Annotated in this window: 23 protein-coding genes; 15 read left to right on the plus strand and 8 right to left on the minus strand. The window is 71.9% G+C overall.

What is annotated here, in order from left to right:
* The first annotated feature begins 36 nt into the window (after positions 1-36).
* From C2L58_RS39985 to C2L58_RS39995, 3 genes are all read left to right on the plus strand, one after another.
* A complete protein-coding gene (locus tag C2L58_RS39985; RefSeq protein ID WP_103342821.1) occupies positions 37-501 on the plus strand; it encodes a LysM peptidoglycan-binding domain-containing protein in 465 nt (154 codons plus the stop codon).
* A gap of 754 nt (positions 502-1,255) precedes the next feature.
* On the plus strand, positions 1,256-1,750 hold the full coding sequence (gene nrdR / locus C2L58_RS39990) for a transcriptional regulator NrdR (protein ID WP_103342822.1): 495 nt from the start codon (positions 1,256-1,258) through the stop codon (positions 1,748-1,750).
* Between the two features lie 30 nt (positions 1,751-1,780).
* Positions 1,781-4,600, plus strand: coding sequence for a vitamin B12-dependent ribonucleotide reductase (locus tag C2L58_RS39995; protein ID WP_103342823.1), 2,820 nt, complete (start codon positions 1,781-1,783; stop codon positions 4,598-4,600).
* Here C2L58_RS39995 and C2L58_RS40000 read toward each other — a convergent pair.
* On the minus strand, positions 4,558-5,223 hold the full coding sequence (locus C2L58_RS40000) for an isocitrate lyase/PEP mutase family protein (protein ID WP_103342824.1): 666 nt from the start codon (positions 5,221-5,223) through the stop codon (positions 4,558-4,560). The genes C2L58_RS39995 and C2L58_RS40000 overlap by 43 nt on opposite strands.
* Positions 5,224-5,418: 195 nt before the next feature.
* Between C2L58_RS40000 and C2L58_RS40005 the strand changes: the two genes are divergently transcribed.
* Positions 5,419-6,165 carry a ferritin-like domain-containing protein gene (locus C2L58_RS40005; protein ID WP_103342825.1) on the plus strand — a complete coding sequence of 249 codons (747 nt, stop codon included), beginning with the start codon at positions 5,419-5,421 and terminating at the stop codon, positions 6,163-6,165.
* Here the strand turns inward: C2L58_RS40005 and C2L58_RS40010 are convergent.
* On the minus strand, positions 6,162-6,707 hold the full coding sequence (locus C2L58_RS40010) for a TetR/AcrR family transcriptional regulator (RefSeq protein ID WP_103342826.1): 546 nt from the start codon (positions 6,705-6,707) through the stop codon (positions 6,162-6,164). The genes C2L58_RS40005 and C2L58_RS40010 overlap by 4 nt on opposite strands.
* Before the next feature lie 77 nt (positions 6,708-6,784).
* Between C2L58_RS40010 and C2L58_RS40015 the strand changes: the two genes are divergently transcribed.
* A complete protein-coding gene (locus C2L58_RS40015; RefSeq protein WP_199191668.1) occupies positions 6,785-7,396 on the plus strand; it encodes an FMN-dependent NADH-azoreductase in 612 nt (203 codons plus the stop codon).
* Positions 7,396-7,710 carry a DMT family transporter gene (locus C2L58_RS40020; protein WP_103342827.1) on the plus strand — a complete coding sequence of 105 codons (315 nt, stop codon included), beginning with the start codon at positions 7,396-7,398 and terminating at the stop codon, positions 7,708-7,710. The genes C2L58_RS40015 and C2L58_RS40020 overlap by 1 nt, the downstream gene beginning before the upstream one ends.
* Here the strand turns inward: C2L58_RS40020 and C2L58_RS40025 are convergent.
* Positions 7,700-9,712, minus strand: coding sequence for a prolyl oligopeptidase family serine peptidase (locus tag C2L58_RS40025; protein ID WP_103342828.1), 2,013 nt, complete (start codon positions 9,710-9,712; stop codon positions 7,700-7,702). The two genes, C2L58_RS40020 and C2L58_RS40025, sit on opposite strands and share 11 nt — an antisense overlap.
* A 113-nt stretch (positions 9,713-9,825) precedes the next feature.
* Between C2L58_RS40025 and C2L58_RS40030 the strand changes: the two genes are divergently transcribed.
* Positions 9,826-10,803, plus strand: coding sequence for a neutral zinc metallopeptidase (locus C2L58_RS40030; RefSeq protein WP_103342829.1), 978 nt, complete (start codon positions 9,826-9,828; stop codon positions 10,801-10,803).
* Here C2L58_RS40030 and C2L58_RS40035 read toward each other — a convergent pair.
* The gene (locus tag C2L58_RS40035; protein ID WP_199191669.1) at positions 10,796-11,368 is read right to left on the minus strand and encodes a TIGR03086 family metal-binding protein; all 573 of its coding nucleotides are present in this window, start codon (positions 11,366-11,368) and stop codon (positions 10,796-10,798) included. The two genes, C2L58_RS40030 and C2L58_RS40035, sit on opposite strands and share 8 nt — an antisense overlap.
* Before the next feature lie 82 nt (positions 11,369-11,450).
* Between C2L58_RS40035 and pdxR the strand changes: the two genes are divergently transcribed.
* From pdxR to C2L58_RS40050, 3 genes are all read left to right on the plus strand, one after another.
* Positions 11,451-12,863 carry a MocR-like pyridoxine biosynthesis transcription factor PdxR gene (gene pdxR, locus C2L58_RS40040; protein ID WP_103342831.1) on the plus strand — a complete coding sequence of 471 codons (1,413 nt, stop codon included), beginning with the start codon at positions 11,451-11,453 and terminating at the stop codon, positions 12,861-12,863.
* Complete coding sequence (locus C2L58_RS40045; RefSeq protein WP_103342832.1) at positions 12,860-13,306, plus strand: hypothetical protein; 447 nt, start codon at positions 12,860-12,862, stop codon at positions 13,304-13,306. Before pdxR ends, C2L58_RS40045 begins: the two co-directional genes overlap by 4 nt.
* Positions 13,307-13,408: 102 nt before the next feature.
* Positions 13,409-13,840: a CBS domain-containing protein gene (locus tag C2L58_RS40050; protein ID WP_103342833.1), complete on the plus strand. Its 432-nt coding sequence runs from the start codon at positions 13,409-13,411 to the stop codon at positions 13,838-13,840.
* A gap of 39 nt (positions 13,841-13,879) precedes the next feature.
* Here the strand turns inward: C2L58_RS40050 and C2L58_RS40055 are convergent, their stop codons facing one another.
* Complete coding sequence (locus C2L58_RS40055) at positions 13,880-15,433, minus strand: DUF4139 domain-containing protein (RefSeq protein ID WP_103342834.1); 1,554 nt, start codon at positions 15,431-15,433, stop codon at positions 13,880-13,882.
* 84 nt (positions 15,434-15,517) lie between these two features.
* Here C2L58_RS40055 and C2L58_RS40060 point away from each other — a divergent pair, with 84 nt between their 5' ends.
* The 3 genes from C2L58_RS40060 (at position 15,518) to C2L58_RS40070 (ending at position 19,097) form a co-directional block, all read left to right on the plus strand.
* Entirely contained in the window at positions 15,518-17,317 is a 1,800-nt protein-coding gene (locus C2L58_RS40060; RefSeq protein WP_103342835.1) for a Xaa-Pro dipeptidyl-peptidase, read from the plus strand.
* Positions 17,317-17,982 (plus strand): YdcF family protein, encoded by a 666-nt coding sequence (locus C2L58_RS40065; protein ID WP_103342836.1) that lies wholly within the window; start codon positions 17,317-17,319, stop codon positions 17,980-17,982. Before C2L58_RS40060 ends, C2L58_RS40065 begins: the two co-directional genes overlap by 1 nt.
* A 245-nt stretch (positions 17,983-18,227) precedes the next feature.
* Positions 18,228-19,097, plus strand: coding sequence for an FAD-binding oxidoreductase (locus C2L58_RS40070; RefSeq protein ID WP_233226199.1), 870 nt, complete (start codon positions 18,228-18,230; stop codon positions 19,095-19,097).
* Between the two features lie 4 nt (positions 19,098-19,101).
* Here the strand turns inward: C2L58_RS40070 and C2L58_RS40075 are convergent, their stop codons facing one another.
* Both C2L58_RS40075 and C2L58_RS40080 read right to left on the minus strand, forming a co-directional pair.
* A complete protein-coding gene (locus C2L58_RS40075; protein ID WP_103342837.1) occupies positions 19,102-19,743 on the minus strand; it encodes a response regulator in 642 nt (213 codons plus the stop codon).
* Positions 19,740-20,852, minus strand: a complete 1,113-nt coding sequence (locus C2L58_RS40080) for a sensor histidine kinase (RefSeq protein ID WP_103342838.1) — start codon at positions 20,850-20,852, stop codon at positions 19,740-19,742. Before C2L58_RS40080 ends, C2L58_RS40075 begins: the two co-directional genes overlap by 4 nt.
* Positions 20,853-20,947: 95 nt before the next feature.
* On the opposite strand from C2L58_RS40080, the gene C2L58_RS40085 reads away from it, so the two are divergent.
* Positions 20,948-21,802 carry a M23 family metallopeptidase gene (locus tag C2L58_RS40085; protein ID WP_103342839.1) on the plus strand — a complete coding sequence of 285 codons (855 nt, stop codon included), beginning with the start codon at positions 20,948-20,950 and terminating at the stop codon, positions 21,800-21,802.
* Positions 21,803-22,011: 209 nt separating this feature from the next.
* Positions 22,012-23,064 (plus strand): DUF4192 domain-containing protein, encoded by a 1,053-nt coding sequence (locus C2L58_RS40090; protein ID WP_103342840.1) that lies wholly within the window; start codon positions 22,012-22,014, stop codon positions 23,062-23,064.
* A gap of 343 nt (positions 23,065-23,407) precedes the next feature.
* Here C2L58_RS40090 and galE read toward each other — a convergent pair whose 3' ends face one another.
* A complete protein-coding gene (galE, locus tag C2L58_RS40095; protein WP_103342841.1) occupies positions 23,408-24,388 on the minus strand; it encodes a UDP-glucose 4-epimerase GalE in 981 nt (326 codons plus the stop codon).
* Between the last annotated feature and the right edge of the window lie 59 nt (positions 24,389-24,447).

The raw sequence follows: 24,447 nt of genomic DNA on the forward strand, positions 1-24,447 counted from the left end.
GGAAACGGGCGGACACAGGGTTTCGAGGAGGTTCGGATGTCCATTCTGGCCGAACGCGGACACGTTCGCCCGGCGACCCCGGTCCCGGCGCCCCTCCGTCCCGTGCGCGTCCTGCGCGGTCGCCGCGGCGAGGTGCACCGCCCGCCGACGCGCGCACGGGTCGTGGCGGGCCGCCGCCCGGCCGGCGCCCCCTGCGCGGCGCCGCGACGGGTGCCGGTGCGCTGGCCGTGGCTCGCCGGGCTCGCCGTCGCGAGCTGCCTGGTGGTCACCGGGCTGGGGCTGTTCGCCGGCGGGGCACCGGGTGCCCCGGTGCCCGCGCGGACCGCGACGGTGTCGGTCGAGCAGGGCGACACGCTGGCGTCGCTGGCCGCGCGGTTCGCGCCGGAGAGCGAGCCGGGCGCGGTGGTCGCCCGGATCAAGGAGCTGAACCGGCTGGACCAGGCCGTGCTGGTGCCCGGGCTGCCGCTCACGGTCCCGGTCGCCGACGTCCCGGCGCCGTGAGTCCCCGTGGTCCGGCGGGGCTGAGCGGGTGCGCCGCCGGGTGGCGGTCGAGGTGATGGCTCCGGTGCCGGTCGCGCGTGACGCCATGGCTGCGGCTATGATGGCCGGTGCCTTCTCGCAGCGTGCGCAGCGCGCCGGATAAGTGGGTCTTGCGTTGTGATGGCCGGTGCGGGCTCGAAGCGCGGGCAGTGCCCCCGCGGGCGTGCGGAGTCCTGCGCTGTGATGGCCGGTGCCGGCTCGAAGCGGAGGCAGCGCCCCGAGCGGGCGTGCACTGCGCGAGTCTTCCCATCCTGGTGCCGAGCGCCGCGGGCGTCCGCGGCGAAATCACCCGGCCCGGTGAAACCTCCGCCCGCCGAAGCCACTCGCCCCGCCGATCCGAAGCCTGCTCGGAGCGTCCTGGCGCGCCACCCGAACAGACCAACCACGCCCCGACCAGGGCGAGCACCCCGCGGCCCCCTCGCCACCGCCGTTCCGGCCCCGCCGGACGCGCCGCGCCGGTCTCACCCGGCCGAGGTGGAACCCGGCCGCGTCGCTTGCGCACGCCCCCTCCTAGTTCTACGCTCGCCCGCTATATGTAGTAGTTACACCGCTGTAGTTGGTCCACAGGTTGGGGTAGACTGGGCAGCAGTTGTCCACAGCTGGTCGGCGTTTACCCACCGGATGTCCACAAAACGATCACCAAGTGCAGGGGTGCATGGTGGCCGCGGGGACGTCGACCGCGGGCGGCCGGCGAAGAGGGGAAGGTGATCGGCGGATGAGGTGCCCGTTCTGCCGGCATGCGGACTCCCGGGTCGTCGACTCCCGAGAGGTGGATGAAGGCCAGGCGATCCGCAGGCGGCGCTCGTGCGCGTCGTGCGGACGGCGGTTCACGACGTCGGAGACGATGGTGCTCGCCGTCGTCAAGCGGTCCGGCGTCACCGAGCAGTTCAGCCGGGACAAGGTGGTGAGCGGCGTCCGCCGCGCCTGCCAGGGCAGGCCGGTCGACGACGACGCGCTGCAGCAGCTCGCGCAGCGCGTGGAGGAGTCGATCCGCTCCGCCGGGCTGGCGGAGATCCCGAGTCACGAGGTCGGCCTGGCCATCCTGGGCCCGCTGCGTGAGCTCGACGGGGTCGCCTACCTCCGGTTCGCCAGTGTCTACCGGTCCTTCTCGTCGGTCGAAGACTTCGAGAAGGAGATCGCCGACCTCCGTGAGGCCATGGCGGGTTCTGCTGCCCACGAGGAGAGCGATCAGCGCGAAGACGGCGACTGAGCCGTCCCGCTGCGGGAGAGGGTTCAACCGATGACGGAAACCGTGGGAACGGGGGCCCGCGCGGCCACCGGCAAAAAAGGCAAGGCCGCCGGCGGGCTCAGCGTGCGGCGCGTCTTCACGACCGAGGGGCAGCACCCGTACGACCAGGTGACCTGGGAGCAGCGGGACGTCGTCATGACCAACTGGCGCGACGGCTCGATCAACTTCGAGCAGCGCGGCGTGGAGTTCCCCGATTTCTGGTCGGTCAACGCCACCAACATCGTCACCAGCAAGTACTTCCGCGGCGCCGTCGGCAGCCCGCAGCGCGAACGCAGCCTCAAGCAGCTCATCGACCGGGTCGTGCACACCTACGTCAAGGCCGCGCGCGACCACGGCTACTTCGCCGCGCCGCAGGACCTCGAGATCTTCGAGCACGAACTCACCTGGATGCTGCTGCACCAGGTCTTCAGCTTCAACTCGCCGGTCTGGTTCAACGTCGGCACGTCGTCGAAGCAGCAGGTCAGCGCCTGCTTCATCCTCGCGGTCGACGACACGATGGAGTCGATCCTCAACTGGTACCGCGAAGAGGGCCTGATCTTCAAGGGCGGCTCCGGCGCCGGGCTGAACCTCTCCCGCATCCGCTCCTCGAAGGAACTGCTCACCTCCGGCGGCACCGCGTCCGGGCCGGTCTCGTTCATGCGCGGCGCCGACGCGTCCGCGGGCACCATCAAGTCCGGCGGCGCCACCCGGCGCGCGGCGAAGATGGTCGTGCTCGACGTCGACCACCCGGACATCGAGGAGTTCATCCAGACCAAGGCGCGCGAAGAGGAGAAGATCAAGGTCCTCCGCGACGCCGGGTTCGACATGGACCTCTCCGGCGCGGACATCTCCTCCGTGCAGTATCAGAACGCGAACAACTCGGTCCGCGTGTCCGACGAGTTCATGCAGGCGGTCGAGAACGGCACCGACTTCGGCCTGCGCGCCCGGCTCACCGGCGAGGTCATCGACCGCACCGACGCGAAGAAGCTGTTCCGCACGATGGCCCAGGCCGCGTGGGAGTGCGCCGACCCCGGCATCCAGTACGACGGCACGATCAACGACTGGCACACCTGCCCCGAGTCCGGCCGGATCACCGCGTCGAACCCGTGCAGCGAGTACATGCACCTGGACAACTCCAGCTGCAACCTGGCGTCGCTGAACCTGCTGAAGTTCGTCACGCCCGACGGCACGTTCGACGCGCCGCTGTTCGCCCGCGCCGTCGAGTTCATCATCACGGCGATGGACGTCTCGATCTGCTTCGCGGACTTCCCGACCGAGCCGATCGCCGACACCACGCGGAAGTTCCGCCAGCTCGGCATCGGCTACGCCAACCTCGGCGCGCTGCTGATGGCGCTGGGCCACGCGTACGACTCCGACGGCGGCCGCGCGCTCGCGGCGGCGATCACGTCGCTGATGACGGGCGTCTCCTACCGGCGTTCGGCGGAGATGGCCCAGGTCGTCGGAGCGTACGAGGGCTACGCGCGCAACGCCGAAGCCCACCAGCGCGTGATGCGCAAGCACGCGGCGGCGAACGAGCTCGTCCGCACCTACCACTCCAACGACGCCGCGGTCCGCGCGCTCGCGACGGAGGAGTGGCAGAAGGGCATCGAAATCGGCACGAAGCACGGCTGGCGCAACGCGCAGGCGTCCGTGCTCGCCCCCACCGGCACCATCGGCTTCATGATGGACTGCGACACCACCGGGATCGAGCCGGACTTCTCGCTGGTGAAGTTCAAGAAGCTCGTCGGCGGCGGCTCGATGCAGATCGTCAACCAGACGGTGCCGCGCGCGCTCGAAGCGCTGGGTTACCAGACCGAGCAGGTCGAGGCGATCGTCGAGTTCGTCGCGCAGAACGGCCACGTCGTCGACGCGCCGGGGCTGCGTCCCGAGCACTACGAGGTGTTCGACTGCGCGGTCGGCGAGCGCTCGATCGCGCCGATGGGGCACGTCCGGATGATGGCCGCGGTGCAGCCGTTCCTGTCCGGCGCGATCTCGAAGACGGTCAACATGCCGGAGTCGGCGACGGTCGAAGAGGTCGAGGAGATCTACTTCCAGGGCTGGAAGCTCGGCCTGAAGGCCCTCGCGATCTACCGCGACAACTGCAAGGTCGGCCAGCCGCTGTCGACGGCGAAGAAGGAGACGACGGCCGCCGCCGCCGAGCCCGAGAAGGTCGTCGAGTACCGCCCGGTCCGCAAGCGCCTGCCGAAGAAGCGCCCGAGCCAGACGGTGTCGTTCACCGTCGGCGGCGCGGAGGGCTACCTGACGGCGGGCTCGTACCCGGACGACGGCCTCGGCGAAATCTTCGTCAAGCTCGGCAAGCAGGGCTCGACGCTGGCCGGCGTGATGGACGCGTTCTCGATGTCGATCTCGGTCGGCCTCCAGCACGGCATCCCGCTCGAGTTCTACGTCTCCAAGTTCTGCAACCTGCGCTTCGAGCCGGCGGGCATGACGGACGACCCGGACATCCGCATCGCGACGAGCGTGATGGACTACCTGTTCCGCCGCTTGGCCCTGGACTACCTGCCGTACGAGAAGCGCTCCCAGCTGGGCATCCTCTCGGCGGACGAGCGGTCGGCCGAAGTCGAGGCGACGTACGGCAACCCCGGCGTCGACCTGGAGGCCCTCCAGTCCACAGTGGACGCATCGCCGGAGCCGCACGCGGAAGAACCGGAGCACCCCCACCGCGAAGCCCAGACGACGACGGAGCTGATGGAGCTCCGCCTCGGCAAGGCGGCGGACGCCCCGCTCTGCATGACGTGCGGAACGAAGATGCGCCCGGCCGGCTCGTGCTACGCCTGCGAAGGCTGCGGAGCAACGTCCGGCTGCAGCTGACGGTTCCTCCGGCTGAACCGGGCGGTCGGCGCCCGGTTCAGCCGAAAACCGCTGCTGGCCCGGCGGACGCCGATCCCGGCCAGCTGGTCCAGGGTGATCGATGGGTCCGCAAAGCCCATCACGACGTTGACCGGCTTGCCCACCGACGTCACCACCGCGCGGATCTCCTCGAGCGTCCGCAAGCCCGGCGCGTAGAGCACGTCGGCGCCCGCTTCCTCGTACGCCCGCAACCGGCGGATCGTGTCGGCGAGGTCGTTGACGCCGAGCCACTGGTTCTCGCAGCGAGCCGTGAGCACCACCGAACGGGCGCGAGCCGTCTCCACCGCCGCCCGGACGCGATCGGCCGCCGGCCCGAGGTCGTAGACCGGCCGCTCCGGATCGTTCGTCAGGTCCTCGATGGACGCGCCCACCGCTCCGGCATCGGCCGCCGCTTCGATCATCTTCGCGGCTTCGGCCGGGATCGTCCGCGAAGCCACCACGTTGGCCACGCCCAGGCTCGTCGTGGCCAGGGCTTCGAAGCCGAGCCCCGCCAGGAGCCGGGCCGTTCCGGCATCCCACGGATTCGGCAGCAGGAACGGCTCGGGTCGCTCGTGCAGCGCCCGGAACTCGTCGGCGATCGTCATGGGTTCAGCCTCCTGCCGCCGGGTCCATGGGGCAAATGCGACGTAGGGGGGACAGGGGATGCGGCTCGCCGGACCGGAGTGGCGGACGATGGTGAGCACGGCTCGGTTGGACGGCCGCGCCTACCGGGTGATCCGGCACTGAATCTCCACGAGAGCCGCCCATCGGATCCACAAGCACGCGGCATCATCGGACCGATGACTTACGCACACTGGCTCCAGGACTTCGAAACCGAAGCCGAACGTCGCGGGCAACGTGAAGATCCACCGTGGGAACGGGGCGCGAAGCTGCACCCCGACGTCGCGAAGAGCGTGCAGCGGTTCCAGGTCGGCGAAGCCGGCGACGGCGCCAACCTCATCGCGAAAGCCGCCGGCGACGACACCTACCTCGCCGCCGTGAAGCTCTTCGTCGCCGAGGAGCAGAACCATGCCCGGATGCTCGCCGGACTGCTCGCCGCCGCCGGGGTGCCCACGATCGCGAGTCACTGGTCGGACACCGTGTTCGTCAAGCTGCGGCGGGCGCTCGGGCTCCGGCTGGAACTCATGGTCCTGCTCATCGCCGAGGTCGTCGCGCTGCGGTACTACCGCGCCCTGCGCGACGGCACCGGCGACCCGCTGCTCACGCAGGTCGCCGCGCGGATCCTCGCCGACGAGGAGCGGCACGTGCCGTTCCACTGCCACCGGCTGGAAATCGCCTTCCGGCCGCTTGGCCGCCCCGCCCGGGCCGCGGTGTTCGGCGCGTGGCGGGTCCTGCTGCTCGGCGTCGCGATCACGGTCGCCGCGGACCACGGCCAGGCTCTGCATCGCCTCGGCGTCGGGCGGCTCGTCTTCGTGGCCGACGTGCTCACCGCGTTCGAAGCCGCGCTCGCGCGGATCCGCGGCGAGCAGCCGAAACCGGGCCCGCGGTACACCCCCAAGCGCGCCCGGCCGCGCGGGCTCTTCTAAAGGAGACCGGCCAGCTGCCGCAGGGCCGCGGTGATCCGCTCCACCGGCACCCCGCGAGACGTCTGGTGCAGGAACAGCTCCGGGGCCAGCGGGGCCAGCAGCACGTCGGCCAGGACGTCGGGGTCCGGGGCGCCCGCCGCCTCCGCCAGGACGCGGACGTGCGTGCGCCAAAACCCGTAAGCGCCCGTCGTGAAGCGGGAATGCCCCACCTCCGCCCCCAGCACGAGGGGCGCGTGCCGCTCCAGCAGTTCCACCATCGCCTCGTAGAACGCCGCCAGGCGGGCGGCCGGGGGTGCGCCCGGGCCCAGCGGCGGGTCGCCGCGCAGGAGCTCCTCCTGCAGGCGGCGCTCGTGCTCGTCCAGCAGGGCCACGGCGATCGCCGCGCGGTCCGGGTAACGGCGGTAGAGCGTTCCGCGGCCGACGCCGGCCGCCCGGGCGATGTCCTCCATCGTCACCTCCGCCGCGCCGCGGGCGGTGAACAGCTCCTCGGCCGCCGCGAGGATCTTCGCGCGGTTGCGGGCCGCGTCGGCGCGTTCGGGCATGGGCACCAGCCTAGGGAATATCCGGACGAGGCGTCCAGTTGAGTCAAGCGGACACCGCGTCCACTTGAGGAGGAATCGTGCCCCAGCTGCTGCACCTCGACTCCAGCGCGCGCCGCTCGTCGTTCTCCCGCGAGCTGTCCGCCCGGTACGCCGCCACCTGGGCGGGCACCCGCACCTACCGCGATCTCGCGGCCGATCCGGTCCCGGTGATCGGCGAAGCGTGGACGGAAATCTGCGACGCCCTGCTCACCGCCGGGATCACCGACCCCGCGCACTACGCCGATGTCGTCAGCACGCCCTCGCAGCAGAAGGCGTGGGCGATCGTCGAGCCGCTGCTCGCCGAGCTGCTCGAAGCCGACGTCGTGCTCATCGGCGCGCCGATGTACAACTTCTCGATCCCGGCCGCCCTGAAGGCCTGGATCGACCAGGTGACGTTCCCGAAGATGTCCCTGCGCGGCAGGAAGTTCGTCATCGCCGGCGCCAGGGGAGGGACGTACGCCGAAGGGACGCCGCGGGCGCCGTTCGACCACCACGAGCGCTACCTGCGGGACTTCATCGCCGGGCACTACGACGTCGACGACGTCCGGTTCGTGCACGCCGAGCTGACCAACGCGCTGGTCGACCCGCACCTGGCCGCCCGTGAAGGCGAGCGGGTCGCGTCGCGCGAAGCGGCCCTGAAGGCGCTCTGATGGGGTGGGTGACGCTCGTCTTCGCCGGGCTCGTCGAAATGGCGTGGTCGCAGAGCATCAAGCCGACGGAGAACTTCACGCGGCCGTGGCCGACGCTCCTGTGCTTCGTGCTCGGCGCCGCCGCGGTGTACCTGCTGTCGCGCGCGATGGACACCGTCCCGGTGGGCACCGCCTACGCGGTGTTCACCGGGATCGGTGCCGTCGGCGCGATCGTGCTCGGCGTCGTCGTGACCAAGGACCCGCTGAGCGTCGGCCGGGTGGCCGCGCTGGCCCTGATCGTCGGCGGCGTCGTGCTCGCGCGGCTCACTTCGTGAGCTGCTCCCACAGGAACTCGAACACCAGCGCCCACTTGAAGGCCAGCTGCTCGTTGTCCGCCGCGGCGCCGTGGCCGCCTTCGATGTTCTCGTGATACCGGACGTCGTGCCCCTGCTCACGCATCCGCGCCACCATCTTGCGGGCGTGGGCGGGGTGCACGCGGTCGTCGCGCGTCGACGTCACGAACAGCGACGGCGGGTACGCACGTCCACTGTGGACGTTCTGGTACGGCGAGTACTTCGCGATGTAGTCCCATTCCGCGGCGTCTTCGGGGTCGCCGTACTCGGCCATCCACGACGCGCCGGCCAGCAGCAGGTGGTAGCGGCGCATGTCCAGCAGCGGCACCTGGCTGACGATCGCGCCGAACCGCTCCGGGTAGCGCGTCAGCATGACGCCCATCAGCAGGCCGCCGTTGCTGCCGCCCTGGATGCCGAGCTTTTCCGGTGTCGTGATGCCCCGCGAAACCAGGTCCGCGGCCACCGCGGCGAAGTCCTCGTACACGCGGTGACGCTCGGCCTTGATGGCCTGCGTGTGCCAGCCGGGCCCGTACTCGCCGCCGCCGCGGATGTTCGCGACGACGTACGTGCCGCCGCGGGCGAGCCAGCCGCGGCCGATCATCCCGCTGTACGACGGCGTCAGCGAGACCTCGAAGCCGCCGTAGCCGGTCAGCAGCGTCGGGCCGCCTTCAGCACCGGACGGCCGGACGACGAAGTACGGGATCTTCGTGCCGTCCTCCGAGGTCGCGAAGTACTGCGCGACGCTCATGCCCGAAGCGTCGAAGAACGCCGGAGCCTGCTTCAGGACCTCGACCTCTTCGCCGACGTGCCCGTAGCTGAGCGTCGACGGCTGGAGGAAGCCGCTGGAGTCGATGAGGTACTCGTCGCTGACATCGGGATCGGTGTCGAAGATGTCCGCGCTGCCGAACTCCGGGCCGCCGGCCAGCGGCGCCTCCTGCCAGCCGTCCGGGCCCGGGGTCAGCGTGCGCAGCTCGGTGCGGACGTCGCGCAGCGTGCCGAGCAGCAGGTGGTGGCGCGTCCAGGCCCAGTAGCTCAGCGAGGTGTGCTCGTCGGGGGTGAACAACGTCGTGAAGCCGCGGTCGCCGGCCATGAAGGCGTCGAAGAGGATGGCGATCAGCGAGCCGGCCGGGTGTTCCGTGCCGCCGACGGTCCACGCCGTGCGCGGCCGCACCAGCAGCCACTCGCGGTGCACGGACGCGCTCGCGTCGTCCGGGATGTCGATCTTGACCAGCCCACCGGGCGTCCTGAGGTGCAGTTCCGAGCGGTAGAAGTCGATCGCGCGGCTGACGAAGTCGCGCTCGAAGCCTTCGGTCGGGTCGTGGGACGCGCCGATCGAGACGTCGTCGGGCTTGCCTTCGAAGACCACGGTCGCCGCCTCGAGCGGCGTGCCGCGGCGCCACTCCTTGGCCAGCCGCGGGTACCCGGAGCTGGTCAGCGAACCCGGGCCGAAATCCGTTCCGAGGTAGACGCGGTCGACGTCGATCCAGCCGATCCGCGTCTTCGCCTCCGGGACCGTGAAGCCGTCTTCGACGAACTCGTGCGCGTCGAGGTCGAACTCGCGGACCACGGTGGCGTCCGCGCCGCCGCGGGACAGCTCGACCAGGCCGCGCCGGTAGTCCGGCCGCAGCACGGTGGCGCCCTGCCAGACCCAGTTCTCGCCCTCGGCCTCGGCCAGCGCGTCGACGTCGAGCAGCAGCTCCCACTCGGGCTCGGCCTGCCGGTAGGACTCGAGCGTCGTCCGCCGCCACAGCCCGCGGGGGTGGCTCGCGTCCTGCCAGAAGTTGTAGAGGAACTCGCCGCGGCGGCGCACGTACGGGATCCGGTCGTCGGCGTCGAGTACCTCACGCAGTTCGTCGCGCAGTTCGGCGAACCGCGCGCCGGCGGTCAGCTCGGCCAGCGTCTCGTCGTTGCGGGCGCGCACCCAGCCGAGCGCGTCGTCGCCGGTCACGTCTTCCAGCCACAGATAAGGATCCTCGACACTCATGACAGACAGTCTCGCCTGGTCTGGGGCCCGGCGGCCACCCGGTGGCGTGTTCGTTTCGTGATCCCTGCCTCCCGGGGTGTCCGTATGCTGGTGCCACACAGCAGGGGGAGACCGTGAACGACGCCGAACCGCCGTGGCCGGGGACGGCCCGGCCGCCGGAACCCGCGTGGACGCCGGAGCCGAACCCGTGGGCGCCCGGCTGGCCCGCGGCCCCGCCCGTCCCGATCGCGCCACCCCGCAACCGGCTCTGGGGCGCCGTCACCGGTGTCCTGATCGTGGTCGTGGCCATCTCCCTGATCGCCGCCACCATCCCGCACCGGGTGGACGGCCGTGCGTTCGCCGCGCAGGGCGCCGATCCCGGCCGGGCGTACGGCGGCACCGGAAAGCCCCCGAAGGCCGTGCCGGAACTGGCGCGCAACCCCCTGCTCGGCGACGGCATCACCCCCGGGCCCGCCACCTGCTCCCTGCCCGAGCTCGGCCGGGCGGCCGAACAGCTCAAGGCCTACTACGGCGCGCTCGTCGGCTGCCTGGAGCAGTCGTGGCGCCCGGCGCTGGAGAAGGCGAACGAGCCGACGCTCACGGCCACCGTGTCGGTGACGCTGCCGGAACACAGCTCGTGCGGCGAGGCGCCGACGGAGAACGAAGCCGTCGCCTACTACTGCGGCGGCGACACGACGATCTACGCCCCGACCGACTGGATGCTGTCGGACGCCGGGCTCAACAAGGCCCGGCACGTCGCGACGCTCGCCCACGAATACGGCCACCACGTGCAGCGCGAGAGCGGCATCCTCTCCGCGGCGGCGGACAAGATGACCTCGCCGGACGAGGACAGCGCGGCCGACAAGGAGGTCGTGCGCCGGATCGAGCTGCAGGCGAACTGCTTCGGCGCGCTGTTCCTGACGGCCGTCGCCGGCACGGGCTCGATCAGCCGATCGCTGGCGAACGCCGCGGTCGCCGACTACGGCCGGGCCGACAACAGCGACACCCACGGCTCGCGCGAGCACCAGCTGTCCTGGGCGAAGGCGGGCTACGACGGCAAGGCCACGAAGGCGTGCGACACGTGGAGCGTCCCGGCCGGCGAGGTCAGCTGAGGGTCCAGGCGGGGTCGCGGCCGAGGAGGGCCAGGAACCGGTCGAGCGGGCTCGCGTCCGCGGGAACCTCGACGCGGTGGGCGAAGGAGCCGTTCTTCTCGCGACCTTCGTCCGGGATCCGCTCGGCCAGCTTCAGGGCGACGGACACGGCTTCGGCGTCCGGCTCGTAGGGCAGGCCCAGGGTGCGGGCCAGGTCCCAGCCGTGCGCGAGCGTGTCGACCAGGTGCATGTGTGCCGCGATCGAGCCGGGGAACGTGCCGAAGTGGTTGATGGTGAGCTGCCGTTCCAGCACAGCGTCGCCGGCGAAGGCGTCGAGGAAGTCCTCGACGGACGCCTGGTACGCGGCGTAGGCGTCGTCGCCGAGGACACCGGCGTCCCAGTCCGGCGCCGAGCCTTCGCGGGCCGCCGTCGCGAAGGCGTGGTTCTCGCTGACCTGGTGGCGGAGCAGGTCGGCGAGGGTCCAGCCGGCGCACGGGGTGGGGCGGGCGAGGTCGGCGGGGGTCACGCCGGCGACCAGCTTGTCGAGGAGGAGCAGGGTGCGGCGGTCGAGTTCGCGGAGATCCATGCCGGTCACGTTAAGCGCGGAAGCGGACCACGAACAGTGCCAAATCCGCCGCAACCTTCGTGGGCCAATCTAGACTGACCCGGTGGAAATCCACATCGACCTGACCGGGACGCGCGGCCACCGCGACGCGATCTACCGGCAGCTCCGCGCGGCGATCCTGGCCGGCCGGATCCGGCCCGGCGAGGCGCTCCCGCCGACGCGTGAGCTCGCGCAGCGGCTGGCGGTCTCCCGGACGACGGTCAGCGCGGCCTACGACCGGCTCGCCGCCGAGGGGTTCCTCGCCGCTCGCGTCGGCGCGGGCACGTTCGTCACGGCTGCGCCGGTTTCCGCCGAGCCCGTGCCGGCCGGTCCGGGCGTGCGGCCGCTGCCGGAGTGGGACGCCGTCCCGCCACCGCCCGCGCCGTTCGCCCCGGCGCCGGAGTTCGACTTCCGGCCGGGCGTCCCCGACCTCTCGCTGTTCCCGTTCGACACCTGGCGGCGGCTGATCACGCAGCGCCTGCGCGCCGGCCAGGCCGGCCTGATGACCTACGGCGACCCGCAGGGCCACCCCGCGCTGCGCGCCGAAATCGCCCGGCACGCCGGCGTTTCCCGGGACGTCCGCGCCGGTGCGGCGCAGGTCGTCGTCACCGCGGGCGCCCAGCAGACGACCGACCTCGTCGCGCGGGTGCTGCTGCGGACCGGCGACCTGGCGGCCGTCGAGGACCCGGGGTACCCGCCGCCGCGGCTGGTGCTCGGCGCGCGCGGGGTGCGGGTCGCGCCGGTGCCGGTGGACGCGTCCGGGATCGTCGTCGACGCCATCCCGGCGGGGACGCGGCTGGTGTACGTGACGCCGTCGCACCAGTACCCGCTCGGCCTGTCGATGTCGCTGGACCGCCGCCTGGAGCTGCTGGACTGGGCCGAGCGGAACGACGCGGTGCTCGTCGAGGACGACTACGACACCGAGTTCCGCTACACCGGACGGCCGCTGGAACCGTTGCACAGCCTGGATTCCCGCGGCCGCGTCGTGTACGTCGGCTCGTTCTCGAAGGTGCTTTCGCCGGCCCTGCGGCTGGGCTTCCTCATCGCGCCGCCGACGCTGGTGCCCGCGTTGGTCAAGGCCCGCTACCTCACCGACTGGCACGCGCCGAACGTCGAGCAGGCGGCGCTGGCGGCGTTCATGGCCGAAGGGGGGTTCGCCCGGCACGTCCGGCGGATGCGGAAGGTCTACCGCGGCCGGCACGAACTGCTCTCCGCGGTGCTCGCCCGGGACTTCGCGGACTTCCTGACGCCGTTGCCGTCGACGGCGGGCCTGCACCTCAGCGCGCTCGCGCCGGCGGACTGCGGCGGGCTGGTCCGCGCCGCTCGCCGTCGTGGCGTGCGGCTGTACTCGCTGGGGGATTTCGGCGTGGGGGAGCGGCGGCACGGCCTGGTGTTCGGTTACGGTGCGGTCGCGGCCGAGCGGATCGAGCCCGGACTGGCCCGGCTGCGGGCGCTGGCGGACGAAGGAGTGGCATGACCGACGACGTGATGGTGGCGATCGACGCCGGTCTGCGGCGGCACATCGGCGGCGACCGCGCCGGCGCGTACGCGGCCTTCACGAAGCTGTGGGATTCGATCGGCGACGACGGCGACCCGCTGCACCGCGTCGCGCTGGCGCACCACCTGGCCGACGTCTGCGACGACCCGGCCGAGGAACTCGAGTGGGACCTGCGGGCCCTGGCGGCGGCGGATTCGCTGACCGACTCGCGGGCCCGCGAGTACCACTCGTCGCTGGCGGTGCGCGGGTTCTACCCGTCCCTGCACCTCAACCTGGGCGAGGACTACCGCAAGCTGGGCGACCTGCCCGCGGCGCGCGAGCAGCTGGCCCTCGCTCGCGAGCGCCTGGACGCCCTCGGCGACGACGACTACGCGGCCGGGATCCGGCTGGCCCTGGACGGCCTGGCCGAGCGGCTCGGCTGAATCGGTCCAAATACCACGAAGACGCCCCGTTTGCCGGACTTTCGCGGGGCGCCGGTGGGCCCTAACCTGTGGTGATCCAGCTCACCGACGGGAAGGATCGCCATGCGGATTGCGGATCTGCTGCGCACGAAGGGGTCGGCGGTCGCAACGGTCACCCCGGAGACCACGGTGACCACACTGCTGGCCGGCCTGGCCGACCACAACGTCGGCGCGATGGTGGTCGTCGCCCCGGACGGCTCGATCGCGGGAATCGTCTCGGAACGCGACGTCGTCCGCCGCCTGAACGACCACGGCCCGAGCCTGCTCGACGGCCCGGTATCGGAGATCATGACGAAACTGGTGGCCAGCTGCACCCCGGACGACTCGGTGGACCAGCTGTCGGTCCTGATGACGGAACGCCGCATCCGCCACGTCCCGGTCCTGGCCGAGGGCCGGCTGGCCGGGATCGTGTCCATCGGGGACGTCGTGAAGAACCGGATGGAACAGCTGGAGCAGAGCCAGGAACAGCTGCAGGCCTACATCGCGCAGGGTTAGCGGGAGGGCCGGCTCGCCTGGCCCCGGGCGAGCCGGCGCTCACTCCCGCCAGCCCGACAGCTCCACGCCCTTCCCGACATCCACCCGGTAAGAGAGCTTCACTTCGCCCGTCTCACCCGGCGCCAGCGTCAGCTTCCACGTGAACTCACCCAGCGCGGACGTCTCCACCGGATCCGGCGACGTCTTCACGTCCTTGACCGTGATCGTGTCGTCCCGCGAAACCGGCGCCTGATCCAGCACCGTCACCACGGCTTCCCGGGGCCCATGGTTGACGACCGAAATGCGATACTCCGCTTCCCGCCGTTTCTGCCCCGACAACGTCGCCTTCGAAGCCGTCCGCCGCACCAGTTCCCGCTCCACCCGGATCCGGTCGTCGACGCCCAAGGCCAGCTCCAGTTCCTCCCCGGGTGCCCACGGCTCCAGCACCGTCGTCCCGACGAACTCCGCGTCGTGGAACACCGATGCCCGTCCCGGCCGCAGGGCGTACTCCGACGTGTTCTCCACCGTGGCGCGCAAATACGCCTCCTCCACCAGCACCGGCGCCGTCACGTAACCCAGGTCGGCCGTGAGCGAAAGCTGCGCCAACGTCGTCCGGTGTCCCTGCGCGCCGGACGGCACCGCCACCGGCCGCGTAGGCCGGTAGGTGACCGCCGTCGTTCCCTGCTCCACCGACGCCAGCTTCGGCGCCATCGCCGGAGCCGCCGCCGCGAACCGGGCCATCCGCGCACCCTCGGGCGCGGCTCCTGCGGCCGCGTTGGGCAGGTATGGGCCACTCGGCTCCGGGAGGACGCGGTCCAGGTACCACGGCGAAAGTTCCGGCACCACCACCGACACCGCGGGCCGCGCCGTCGACAGCGCCAGCTCGCACTCCGGCCAGTCCTCGCCCGTGTACTGGCTGACGAGCCCGTACGACACCACCGTGACGTCGGTGCCGCGCACCCGGATGTCGTAGCCCGGCTCCCAGCTCGCCCCGGGGACCACATAGGACAGTTCCAGCTCGGCATTCCCGCCCGGGTCCGAGATCTCCAGCTCCACGACCACCGACGTGCTGTCCCGCCCGGTCTGCGCACCCTGCGCTTCGATCCGCCGGTCGAGCGCGGCGAGGTCCTCGCGCAGCCGCTCGATCCGCTCGCTCAGCACCCGGCGCGCCTTCAACGCCGAGGCCAGCCGCGAACTCAGCGCGTCGGTCACCTCGGCGACGCGCGAGGGTTCGGCAGTCCCGTTGGCCAGTGCCTTCGCGAAGCTGCTGCCACTGCGCTTCGCGAGCGAAGTCAGCAGATCCACCTTCATCGTCTCGGCCGCTTCGTCGTCCACGACGCCGTCGAGCGTGGCCTGATCGGCCCGCCGCTGCTCCACGAGCGCCTGCAACGCCGGGTCCGCCGGGCTGGCGTGCCACTCGGTGCGGACGTCGACGCCGGTGATCAGCGCGGGCCCGGTCCCGGTGACGCGGACCGAGCCGGGGTCGAGGGCCACGGGCAGCCCGGCGAACTCCAGGCGCGGCCCGGCGTCGAGCGGAGCCTTGCCCCGGCGGGTGATCCGCGCACGCTGCGGGTAGACGGTCACGGCGGTGATCGGCGCTTCGACGGTCGGCATGCCTCCGACGTTAGTCTCTTGACACCCCCGCGGGCGGCCGGAAGTGTCTTCAGGCGTCCGCTTCGCCCGGCTTGGGGGTCCTGAGTGAAAGCCGCCGTCCTGCTCGCCGCCGTGCTCGCCCTTCCGCTGACCGCGGTCGCCGCGGAAGCCGCCGCCCCGCCGTCGCCGGTGTTCACCGGCGGTCAGGCGCAACCGGTGTTCGACCCGGCCGACGTCGTCCGCGAAGACGTCTGGGTCACCGCGCCCGTCGACAGCGACCACGACGGCACCGACGACCTCGTGCACGCCCAGGTCGTGCGCCCGCGCGCGACCCAGCAGGGCCTGAAGGTGCCCGTCGTCTACCAGGCCAGCCCGTACTACGCCGGCGGCAACGACGTCGCGAACCACGACGTCGACGTCGAGCTGTCCGCGCCGGGGTACGCCCGCGGCCCGGAAGGCCCGCGCGTCGCCGCGCACGGCGTCGGGCCGGCCGCCCCGATCACCTGGCGCTACCAGGACTACTTCACCGCGCGCGGGTTCGCCGTCGTCTACGGCGAATCGCTCGGCACCGGCCTCTCGACCGGCTGCCCGACCACGGGTGACGTCAACGAGACGATCGGCGCCCGCTCGGTCGTCGACTGGCTCAACGGCCGCACGAGCGCCCGCGACTCGGCCGGCGCCGCGGCGAAGGCGGACTGGAGCACCGGCAAGACCGGCATGATGGGCGTGTCCTACAACGGAACCCTGCCCAACGCCGTCGCCAGCACCGGTGTCGAAGGCCTCGAGACGATCGTGCCGATCGCGGCCATCTCCAGCTGGTACGAGTACTACCGCCACGACGGCGCGGTCGTCGCGGCCGGCGGGTTCCAGGGCGAGGACGCCGACGTGCTCGCCGAGTACGTGTACACCCGCGCCGACCGGCAGGTCTGCCGTCCGGTGATCGACGGGCTGACCCGCGACCAGGACCGGGTCACCGGCGACTACACGCCGTTCTGGGACGTCCGCAACTACCGCAACGACGTCGGCAAGGTGCGCGCGTCGGTGCTCGCGGTGCACGGCCTCAACGACTGGAACGTCAAGTCCGAGCAGGTCGCGACCTGGTACGAGGCGCTGAAGGCCCGCGGCGTCGAGCACAAGATCTGGCTGCACCAGTCCGGGCACGCGGACCCGTACTCACTGCGCCGCGACGTCTGGCTCGCCACGCTGAACAAGTGGATGTCGCACTACCTCTACGGCATCGACAACGGCATCCAGCACGAGCCGAAGGCGACGATCCAGCGCGAGGACCTGTCGTGGACCGACGAGGCCGACTGGCCGGCGCCGGGCACCGCCGACGTCCGCGTGTACCCGTGGCCGGGCGGCCGCTCGAAGGGCACGATCGACACGCGCAATCCGGTGCCGGGCACGGCGGCCACCGAAACCCTCGCCGACGACTCGTCGAAGACGATCGAGCAGCTGGCCGGTCTGGCCTCGTCCGGCAACCGCCTGCTGTACGCGACTCCGGCGGCGAAGCAGGCCGTCCGCCTCTCCGGCACCGCTCGCGCCGACCTGGCGCTGGCGTTCGACCGGCCCGCCGCGAACGTCTCGGCGATCCTGCTCGACCGCGCGCCCGACGGCACGTCCCACGTGATCAGCCGGGGCTGGACCGACCCGCAGAACCGCACGTCGCCCGCCCATACCGAGCCGATCACGCCCGGGCAGACCTACCGGATCGGCGTCGACCTGATGCCGAAGGACTACGTCCTCGCGGCGGGCCACCGGCTGGAGTTCCTGCTCGCCTCCAGCGACCACGACTACACGCTGCGGCCGAAGCCGGGCGCCGGACTGGCGCTCGACCTCACGAAGTCGTCGGTCACGCTCCCGGTCACGGGCGGCAAGCCGGCGCTGCGGGCCGCGTTCGGCTGATGCTGCCGAAGCACCTCCGAGCCGATGTCCGCACGCTGTGGGACTACCACGACCTGCGGCACGCTCCGCGGCGGTCGGACGTCGGGATCGGGCTCGGCAGCCGCGATCCCGGCGTGGCCGTGCACGCCGCGGAGCTGTTCCACGCCGGGTGCTTCCCACTGATCGTCTTCACCGGCGCCAACGCCCCGACGACGCTGGAGCGCTTCCCGCGCGGCGAGGCGGTCCACTACCGCGAGATCGCGCTGGACCTCGGGGTGCCGGACGAGGCGATCCTGGTCGAACCCCAGGCCCGGCACACCGGGGAGAACATCGTGTTCACCCGGCGGCTGCTCGCCGAGCGGGGGATCGCGGTCCGGACCGTGACGCTCGTTTCGCGGCCCTACCAGCAGCGCCGGGCGTACGCGACGGCCAAGCGCCTGTGGCCGGAAGCCGACCTCGTCTGCGCCGCGAAGGGCGGCTCGCTGGAGGACTACGTCGCCGGCAGCGAGGAGGCCGACCGGGTGATCGGCATGCTCGTCGGCGAGACCCAGCGGATCACCGAATACGCCGAGCGGGGCTTCGCGATCCCGCAGCGCGTCCCGCCCGGCGTCGAGCGGGCGCTCGGCAGGCTGGTCGAGGCCGGGTTCACGCAGCGGCTGGTCACTCTCCGCGTCGACGATCACTGAATGTAACGATCGTCGCAGGTCAGGCGACTTTCCGGCGTTCCGTCCGCTGCGAGAGGACCCGCCATGACCTCGACCGCCGAACCCGCCTTGGAGAGCCTGCGCACCCAGCTGTCCGGAGCCGTGCTGACCGACGGCGACCCCGGTTACGACGTCGCGCGGTCGGTCTGGAACGGCGAAATCGACCGCCGCCCCGCGACAACCTGGTCTCGGTCGAGCTCGTCACCGCCGACGGCGAGATCCTGCGCGTGTCCGCCGGGCAGCACTCCGACCTGTTCTGGGCGCTGCGCGGGGGCGGCGGCAACTTCGGCGTCGTCACCGAGTTCGAGTTCCGGCTGCACCCGGTCGGCCCGATCGTCCACCTGGGACTGTTCTTCTATGGTCTCGACGACGGCGTGGCCGCGTTGCGCCACGCCCGCGAGCTGCTCCGGACGCTGCCGGGCGCACTGGGGGTGCTCGTCGCCGGGCTCAACGCGCCGCCCGCGCCCTTCGTCCCCGAGCCGTTCCGGTTCCGGCCCGGGTACGCCGTGCTGATCGCCGGGTTCGACGGGGAGGAGCAGCACGCCGAGGCGGCCCGGGCGGCGCGGTCCGGGCCGGCGCCGCTGTTCGAGTTCGTCTCGCCGATCCCGTACGTCGAGCTGCAGCGGATGCTCGACGGCGCCGCGCCGTGGGGCATCCTCGCCTACGAGAAGGCCGCCTACGCCGACGGCTTCACCGACGAGGTCATCGAGGTGATCGCGGACTTCCTGCCGCGCAGGACGTCCCCGTTGTCGATCATGCCGATCTTCTCGATGCGGGGCGCCTTCACGGAGGTGGCCGACGACGCAACGGCGTTCGGCGGCCCGCGGCGCGAGAGCATCCTGATCAACATCGACTCCCTCGCGACCGAGCCGGAGCCGTACGCGGTGGACCGCGCGTGGGTGCGCGAGTTCTGGGAAGCGCTGGTGCCGGTTTCGTCCAACTCGGCGGGCTACGTGAACTTCATGGCGGAGTACGAAGCCGACCGCGTCCGGACGTCGTACGGCCCGGAAAAGTACGAGCGGCTGGCCCGGATCAAGGCCGCGTACGACCCACAGAACGTGTTCCACCACAACGCGAACATCCCGCCCGCGCCGTGAGGGATCAGCCGGCGATGCCCGCCCGGTAGGCGAACGCGACCGCCTGCGCGCGGTCACGCAGCCCGGCCTTGGCGAACAGGTGGTTCACGTGGGTCTTCACGGTCGCCTCGCTGACCACCAGGGTGCGGGCGATTTCGGTGTTCGACAGGCCCGCCGCGATCAGCCGCAGCACCTCGATCTCGCGCGCGGTCAGGCCTTCGACCTCCTTGACGCGCTGCGGGGTGCTGCGGGCGGCGGCTTCGACGAGCCGCCGCTGCAGCTCGCCGTCCACTGTGGACTGGCCGGCGGCGGCCGAGCGCAGCGCCCGCGCGATGGACTCGGCGTCGGCGTCCTTCGTGAGGAACCCGCGAGCCCCGGCGCGCAATGCGGCCAGCAGCGACTCGTCGTCGGCGTAGGTGGTCAGCACGACGACCTCGGTACCGGGGTGTTCGGCGCGGATCCGCTCGGTGGTCTCCACGCCGTCGCAGCGCGGCATCCGCAGGTCCACCAGCACGACGTCCGGGTGGTGCTCGGCGACGAGCGCGAGCGCGGCCAGGCCGTCGGCGGCGGCGCCGACCACCTCGACCCCGGGCAGCAGCCCGAGCAGCGTGACCAGGCCTTCCCGGACCACCGCCTGGTCGTCGGCCAGCACGACGCGCAGCGTCACGCCGGCACCGTCAGGTGAATCCGCCATCCGTCCTCCCCCGGTCCGCTCTCCAGCCGCCCGTCGAGCAGCGCGACCCGTTCGCCCATCCCGCGCAAACCGTAGCCTGCGGCCGGCGCGGCCGGCGGCCGCCTGCCCTGCCGGTCGGCCACGGTCAGCTCCACCGACCCCTTGGCGTAGTGCAGCGTGACGTCCACTTCGGCCTGTGCCGCGTGCTTGCGGGTGTTGGCCAGCGCCTCCTGCACTGCGCGGACCAACGCGGTGCCGGCTGACGGGTCCAGGTCGCGCGGCTCACCTTTGATCTCGAGGTCCGCGCGGGCCCCGCTGTCCAGCCGGTACGCGGCGAGCAGGTCCGCGATCGCGCGTTCGACACCGACGGCGTCCTCGCGCAGCGCGGCCACGGCCTTCCGGGCTTCGGCGAGGCCTTCCGACGCCAGCGTCTGCGCCCGTTCGATCTGGGCGACGGCGTCCGGGCTCGCCCCGTCGCGCACCAGCATCAGCCGCGCGCCCTGCAGGTTCAGCGCCAGCCCGGCCAGCGAACGCGCCAGGACGTCGTGCAGCTCGCGGGCGATGCGGGTGCGTTCGGCGAGCGCGGCCGCGCGGGCGTGCTCCTCGTTGGCGGTCTGCGCGCGGGCCAGCGCCAGTTCGGTCTGCTCGATGCGGGCGAGGCGGGCCCGCCGGTTGAGCCCCATCAGCACGATCACGGCGAGGACCGCGTACGTCGACAGAGCGCCTTTCCAGACGTCGTAGCGGGCCGCCCCGGCCGTGATCGCCGCGACGTCGAGCGCGACCGCCAGCACGATCGGCAGCGTCGATTGCCGCAGCACCACGAAGAATGTGGTGCTGAACATCGCCACCGACGCCCAGCTGCTCGGCAGGAGCACCCACAGTGCGCCGGTACTGGCGATCACCGCGAGGGGCAGCGCCATCGTCAGCGGCCGGACGCGGGCGTCGTGGATCCACAGCAACGGGATCGACAGCACGAGGGTCAACCCGATCAGCAGCCAGGTTCGCAGGTCCGCGCGAGGCATGGCGGCGACCATCGGCACCGCGACGAGCGCCCAGCGCAACCAGCCTTGGGCCCGGGGGAACGTGACTGGTCGGGTCGTCATTTCGGCAGTCCTCCGCGGGTGCTTGTACGGAAAATGTACCGACTGGGACTTCCCTTCGTGGGGTCAAGTTGACCCGTTTGCCAGGAGGTTCCCCCATGTCCAGGTTGCGACGGCTCGCCCTGCTCGCCGCCGCCGCGGCGCTGCCCGCGCTCGGCCTCACCCTCGCCGGCCAGGCGCCCGCCTCGGCCGCGCCGAACTTCCAGGTGCCGTTCAAGTGCGGCGTCACGGTGGACGCGGCCACGTTCAGCGGCCACAGCCCGGAGTACTCGGTCGACTTCCAGAAGTCCGGCATCACCGGGATGCCCGTGCTGGCTTCGGCTTCCGGCACCGTGACGCGGGTGGAGAACGAGGGCAGCGCCAGCTACGGCCGGTGGATCGAGCTGGACCACGGCGGCGGCTGGCGCAGCCGGTACGCGCACCTGTCGACCCAGTCCGTTTCGGTCGGGCAGTCGGTCACCGGCGGCAAGCAGCTCGGCACCGCGGGCTCGACCGGCAACGTCACCGGCCCGCACCTGCACTTCGAAGAGCGGCTCAACGGCATCGTGCAGAAGGCGAAGCTGAACGGCACCGCCGTGCCGTACTACGCGCACACCAACTTCACGAGCAAGAACGACTGCGGCGGCAACCCGTACTCCGCCGAAGAGGTGTGCGGCGACGGCTTCTCGGTCGTGGACCAGCAGGCGCTGGCCAACTCCTCGGGCACGGCGTACCTGCTGTACAACGCGTCCACCAAGGCGAACTGCGTGACCACGCTGAAGGCCACGTCGCTCGGCACGGCCAGCGCGGTCGCGGCGTTCCTCGAGGTCCAGGGTGGAACCCGGACGACCGATTCCGGCAGCTTCACCTACTACGCCGGGCCGGTCAAGAAGACCGCCGACTCGACCTGCGTGAAGTGGGGCGGCTCGGTGGGCGGCAACACCTACGAGAGCGGGTTCGAGCACTGCGGCTGAGCGGTGACGCCCTGGGCTTGGGGCTTCGCCACCCGGACCCCCGCAAGATGACGGGTGTCGGCCGGTGGGGCCGGGCAGCATAGCCCGCCCCACCGACAGGAACGCCCCGCCCGGCCCCCGCCGGGCGGGTTCCGTCCACATCGGCCCCCGCCATCCACAGATTTCCCGCCACCGCCCCATCCGGTCCCGGCCTGCCCCACAGTGGAGGCATGACCACCACCACCCCGGCCGACCTCCGGAACCCCGCACAGCTGCTGACCGCGCTCCCGTACCTGATGGGCTTCAAGCCCGCGAAGTCCATCATCCTGCTCGGCCACCTCTACCCGGGCTACGCCCCAGGCCTGATCCTGCGCGGCGACCTGCCTCGCCGCGAACACCGCGTCCGCCAGGCGCGGGCGCTGGCGGAGCGGTTCGCCGCGGGCTGCCACCTCGGCTTGACCCTGGTGATCGTCGGCGGCCGGCGAAGACCGGGAAAGCCGCCACCGCACAAGGGTTTTATCGACGAGCTGGTGCGGGCACTGGAGGACATCGGCCTGCCGGTGCTGCACGCCTTGTGGACGCCCGCGATCAGGACGGGCGCCCCTTGGGCGTGTTACCGCACCGAGGACTGCGCCGGCGCCTTGCCGGACCCCCGTTCGACGGTCGTGGCGGCGGCCGCGACCGAGTGCGGGACGGTGGCGTTCGACAGCCGCGAGGAACTCGAGGCCCTGCTGGCCCCTCGGTCACCGGAGGCCCTGGCCCGCCGCGCGGAGCACTTGTCCCGCTCGCCATCCCCGCCCTGGCCCGCCGCAACCCGCGTCAACGACGCGGCATCGGTGCTCCGCGCGGCTTTCGACCGCCAGCGCCGCGGCGACGGGCCACCGACGGACGAGGAAGCCGTGCAGCTGGCGAACGCGTTGAAGCTGCCGGAAATCCGAGACCTGTGCCTGGCGATGGCGGTACCCCCGGCCACCACGGGAGCGCGCGAAGCCGAGCACCTCTGGCTGACGCTGGTCCGGGAGATCCCACCCCCGCACAGAGCGGAACCGGCGGCCCTGCTGGGCTTCACGGCGTACTTGCGCGGCGACGGGGCATTCGCGGGCATGGCCCTGGACAACGCCCTGGAGGCGGCCCCGGACCATGCGCTGGCCTCGTTGCTGAGAAGGGTCCTGGACACCGGAACGCCCCCGGAGGTAATCCACGGCCTGGCAGCGGCGGCCGCAGGCCCCCTCACAGGCTTCGGCCTGGAACCCGCGGACTTCGACGTAGGCCAGGCGGCATGAGGTGCGAAGCCCGTCGGCTGGCGCACCAACGCCGAGGCCTCGCAGGGCTCGGGCTGTTTGGCGGTCAGCACAGGGTCAGCCTCGCCGCGACTGGGTGAATTCCAGGCGCCTCACACGGTTCCGGCCAGTTCGGTCCGTTTCCGCCTGGGGCCGATGATCTCGGGGTGCCGGGGCCCTCCGGCTTCGGCCTGGGGTCGCGGCTCTCGAAGCGCGGCGCCAAACCAGACCGCAGCACTCGAAACCACTGCCCACCACGCCCACCGGCCCCAACCCCACCGAGACCCGACGACGCGGCAGGCCCAGGCACAGAAGCCCGGCCCGCCGCCCGCCGCTCAGCGCAGAATCAGCCTCGCCGGGACTGCGTGAATTCCCAGGCGTCCCGCACGATCCCGGCCAGGTCGGTCCGCTCCGGCTTCCAGCCCAGCTCCTCACGAGCCCGGTCGCTGGCCGCCACGAGCACCGACGGGTCGCCCGCGCGGCGCGGGGCCACCGCCGCCGGCACCGGGTGGCCGGTGACCTCGCGGCAGGCCTCGATCACCTCGAGAACGGAGAAGCCGGTGCCGTTGCCCAGGTTGTAGATGCGGTGCTCGCCCGCGGTGGCGTGCTTCAGCGCCAGCAGGTGCGCGTCCGCGAGGTCCACGACGTGGATGTAGTCGCGCACCGCAGTGTGGTCCGGCGTCGGGTAGTCGTCGCCGAAGATCTGGATGCGCTCGCGGTCGCCCGTGGCGACCTGGAGGACGAGAGGGATGAGATGGGTTTCCGTGGTGTGGCGCTCACCGAAGGCGCCGTACGCGCCCGCGACGTTGAAGTAGCGCAGGCTCACCGCCGCCAGCCCGTGGGCGCCGGCGAAGCTGGTGATCGCCGCGTCGATGGCGAGCTTCGTGGCGCCGTAGGTGTTGGTCGGCCGGGTCGGCGCCGTCTCCGGGATCGGCGACTGTTCCGGCTCGCCGTAGGTCGCCGCCGTCGAGGAGAACACCAGCCGGGGCGTGCCGTGCTCCTGCATGGCCTCGAGCAGCCGCAGCGACGTGACGACGTTGCCTTCCCAGTACTTCGCCGGCTCCGTCATCGACTCGCCGACCAGCGACTTGGCCGCGAAGTGCAGCACGCCGTCGAAGCCTTCGCGCAGCAGGCTGCCCGCCACTTCGGCGGCGTCGCCTTCGATGAACCGCGCGTCCGGGTGGACGGCGTCGGCGTGCCCGGTCGACAGGTCGTCGACGACGGTGACCTGGTGCCCGGCTTCGACCAGCCGGGCGGCGCAGACACTTCCGACGTACCCGGCTCCGCCCGTCACGACCAGCTTCAGGGCGTTGCTCTGCTCCGACACGTTCAGGCCTTCCTGCCGAGGGTGACTGTGCTCCACAGTCTTCCCTCTAGCCGACGCGC

It is taken from the genome of Amycolatopsis sp. CA-126428, assembly GCF_002904335.1.
Classification (GTDB): domain Bacteria; phylum Actinomycetota; class Actinomycetes; order Mycobacteriales; family Pseudonocardiaceae; genus Amycolatopsis.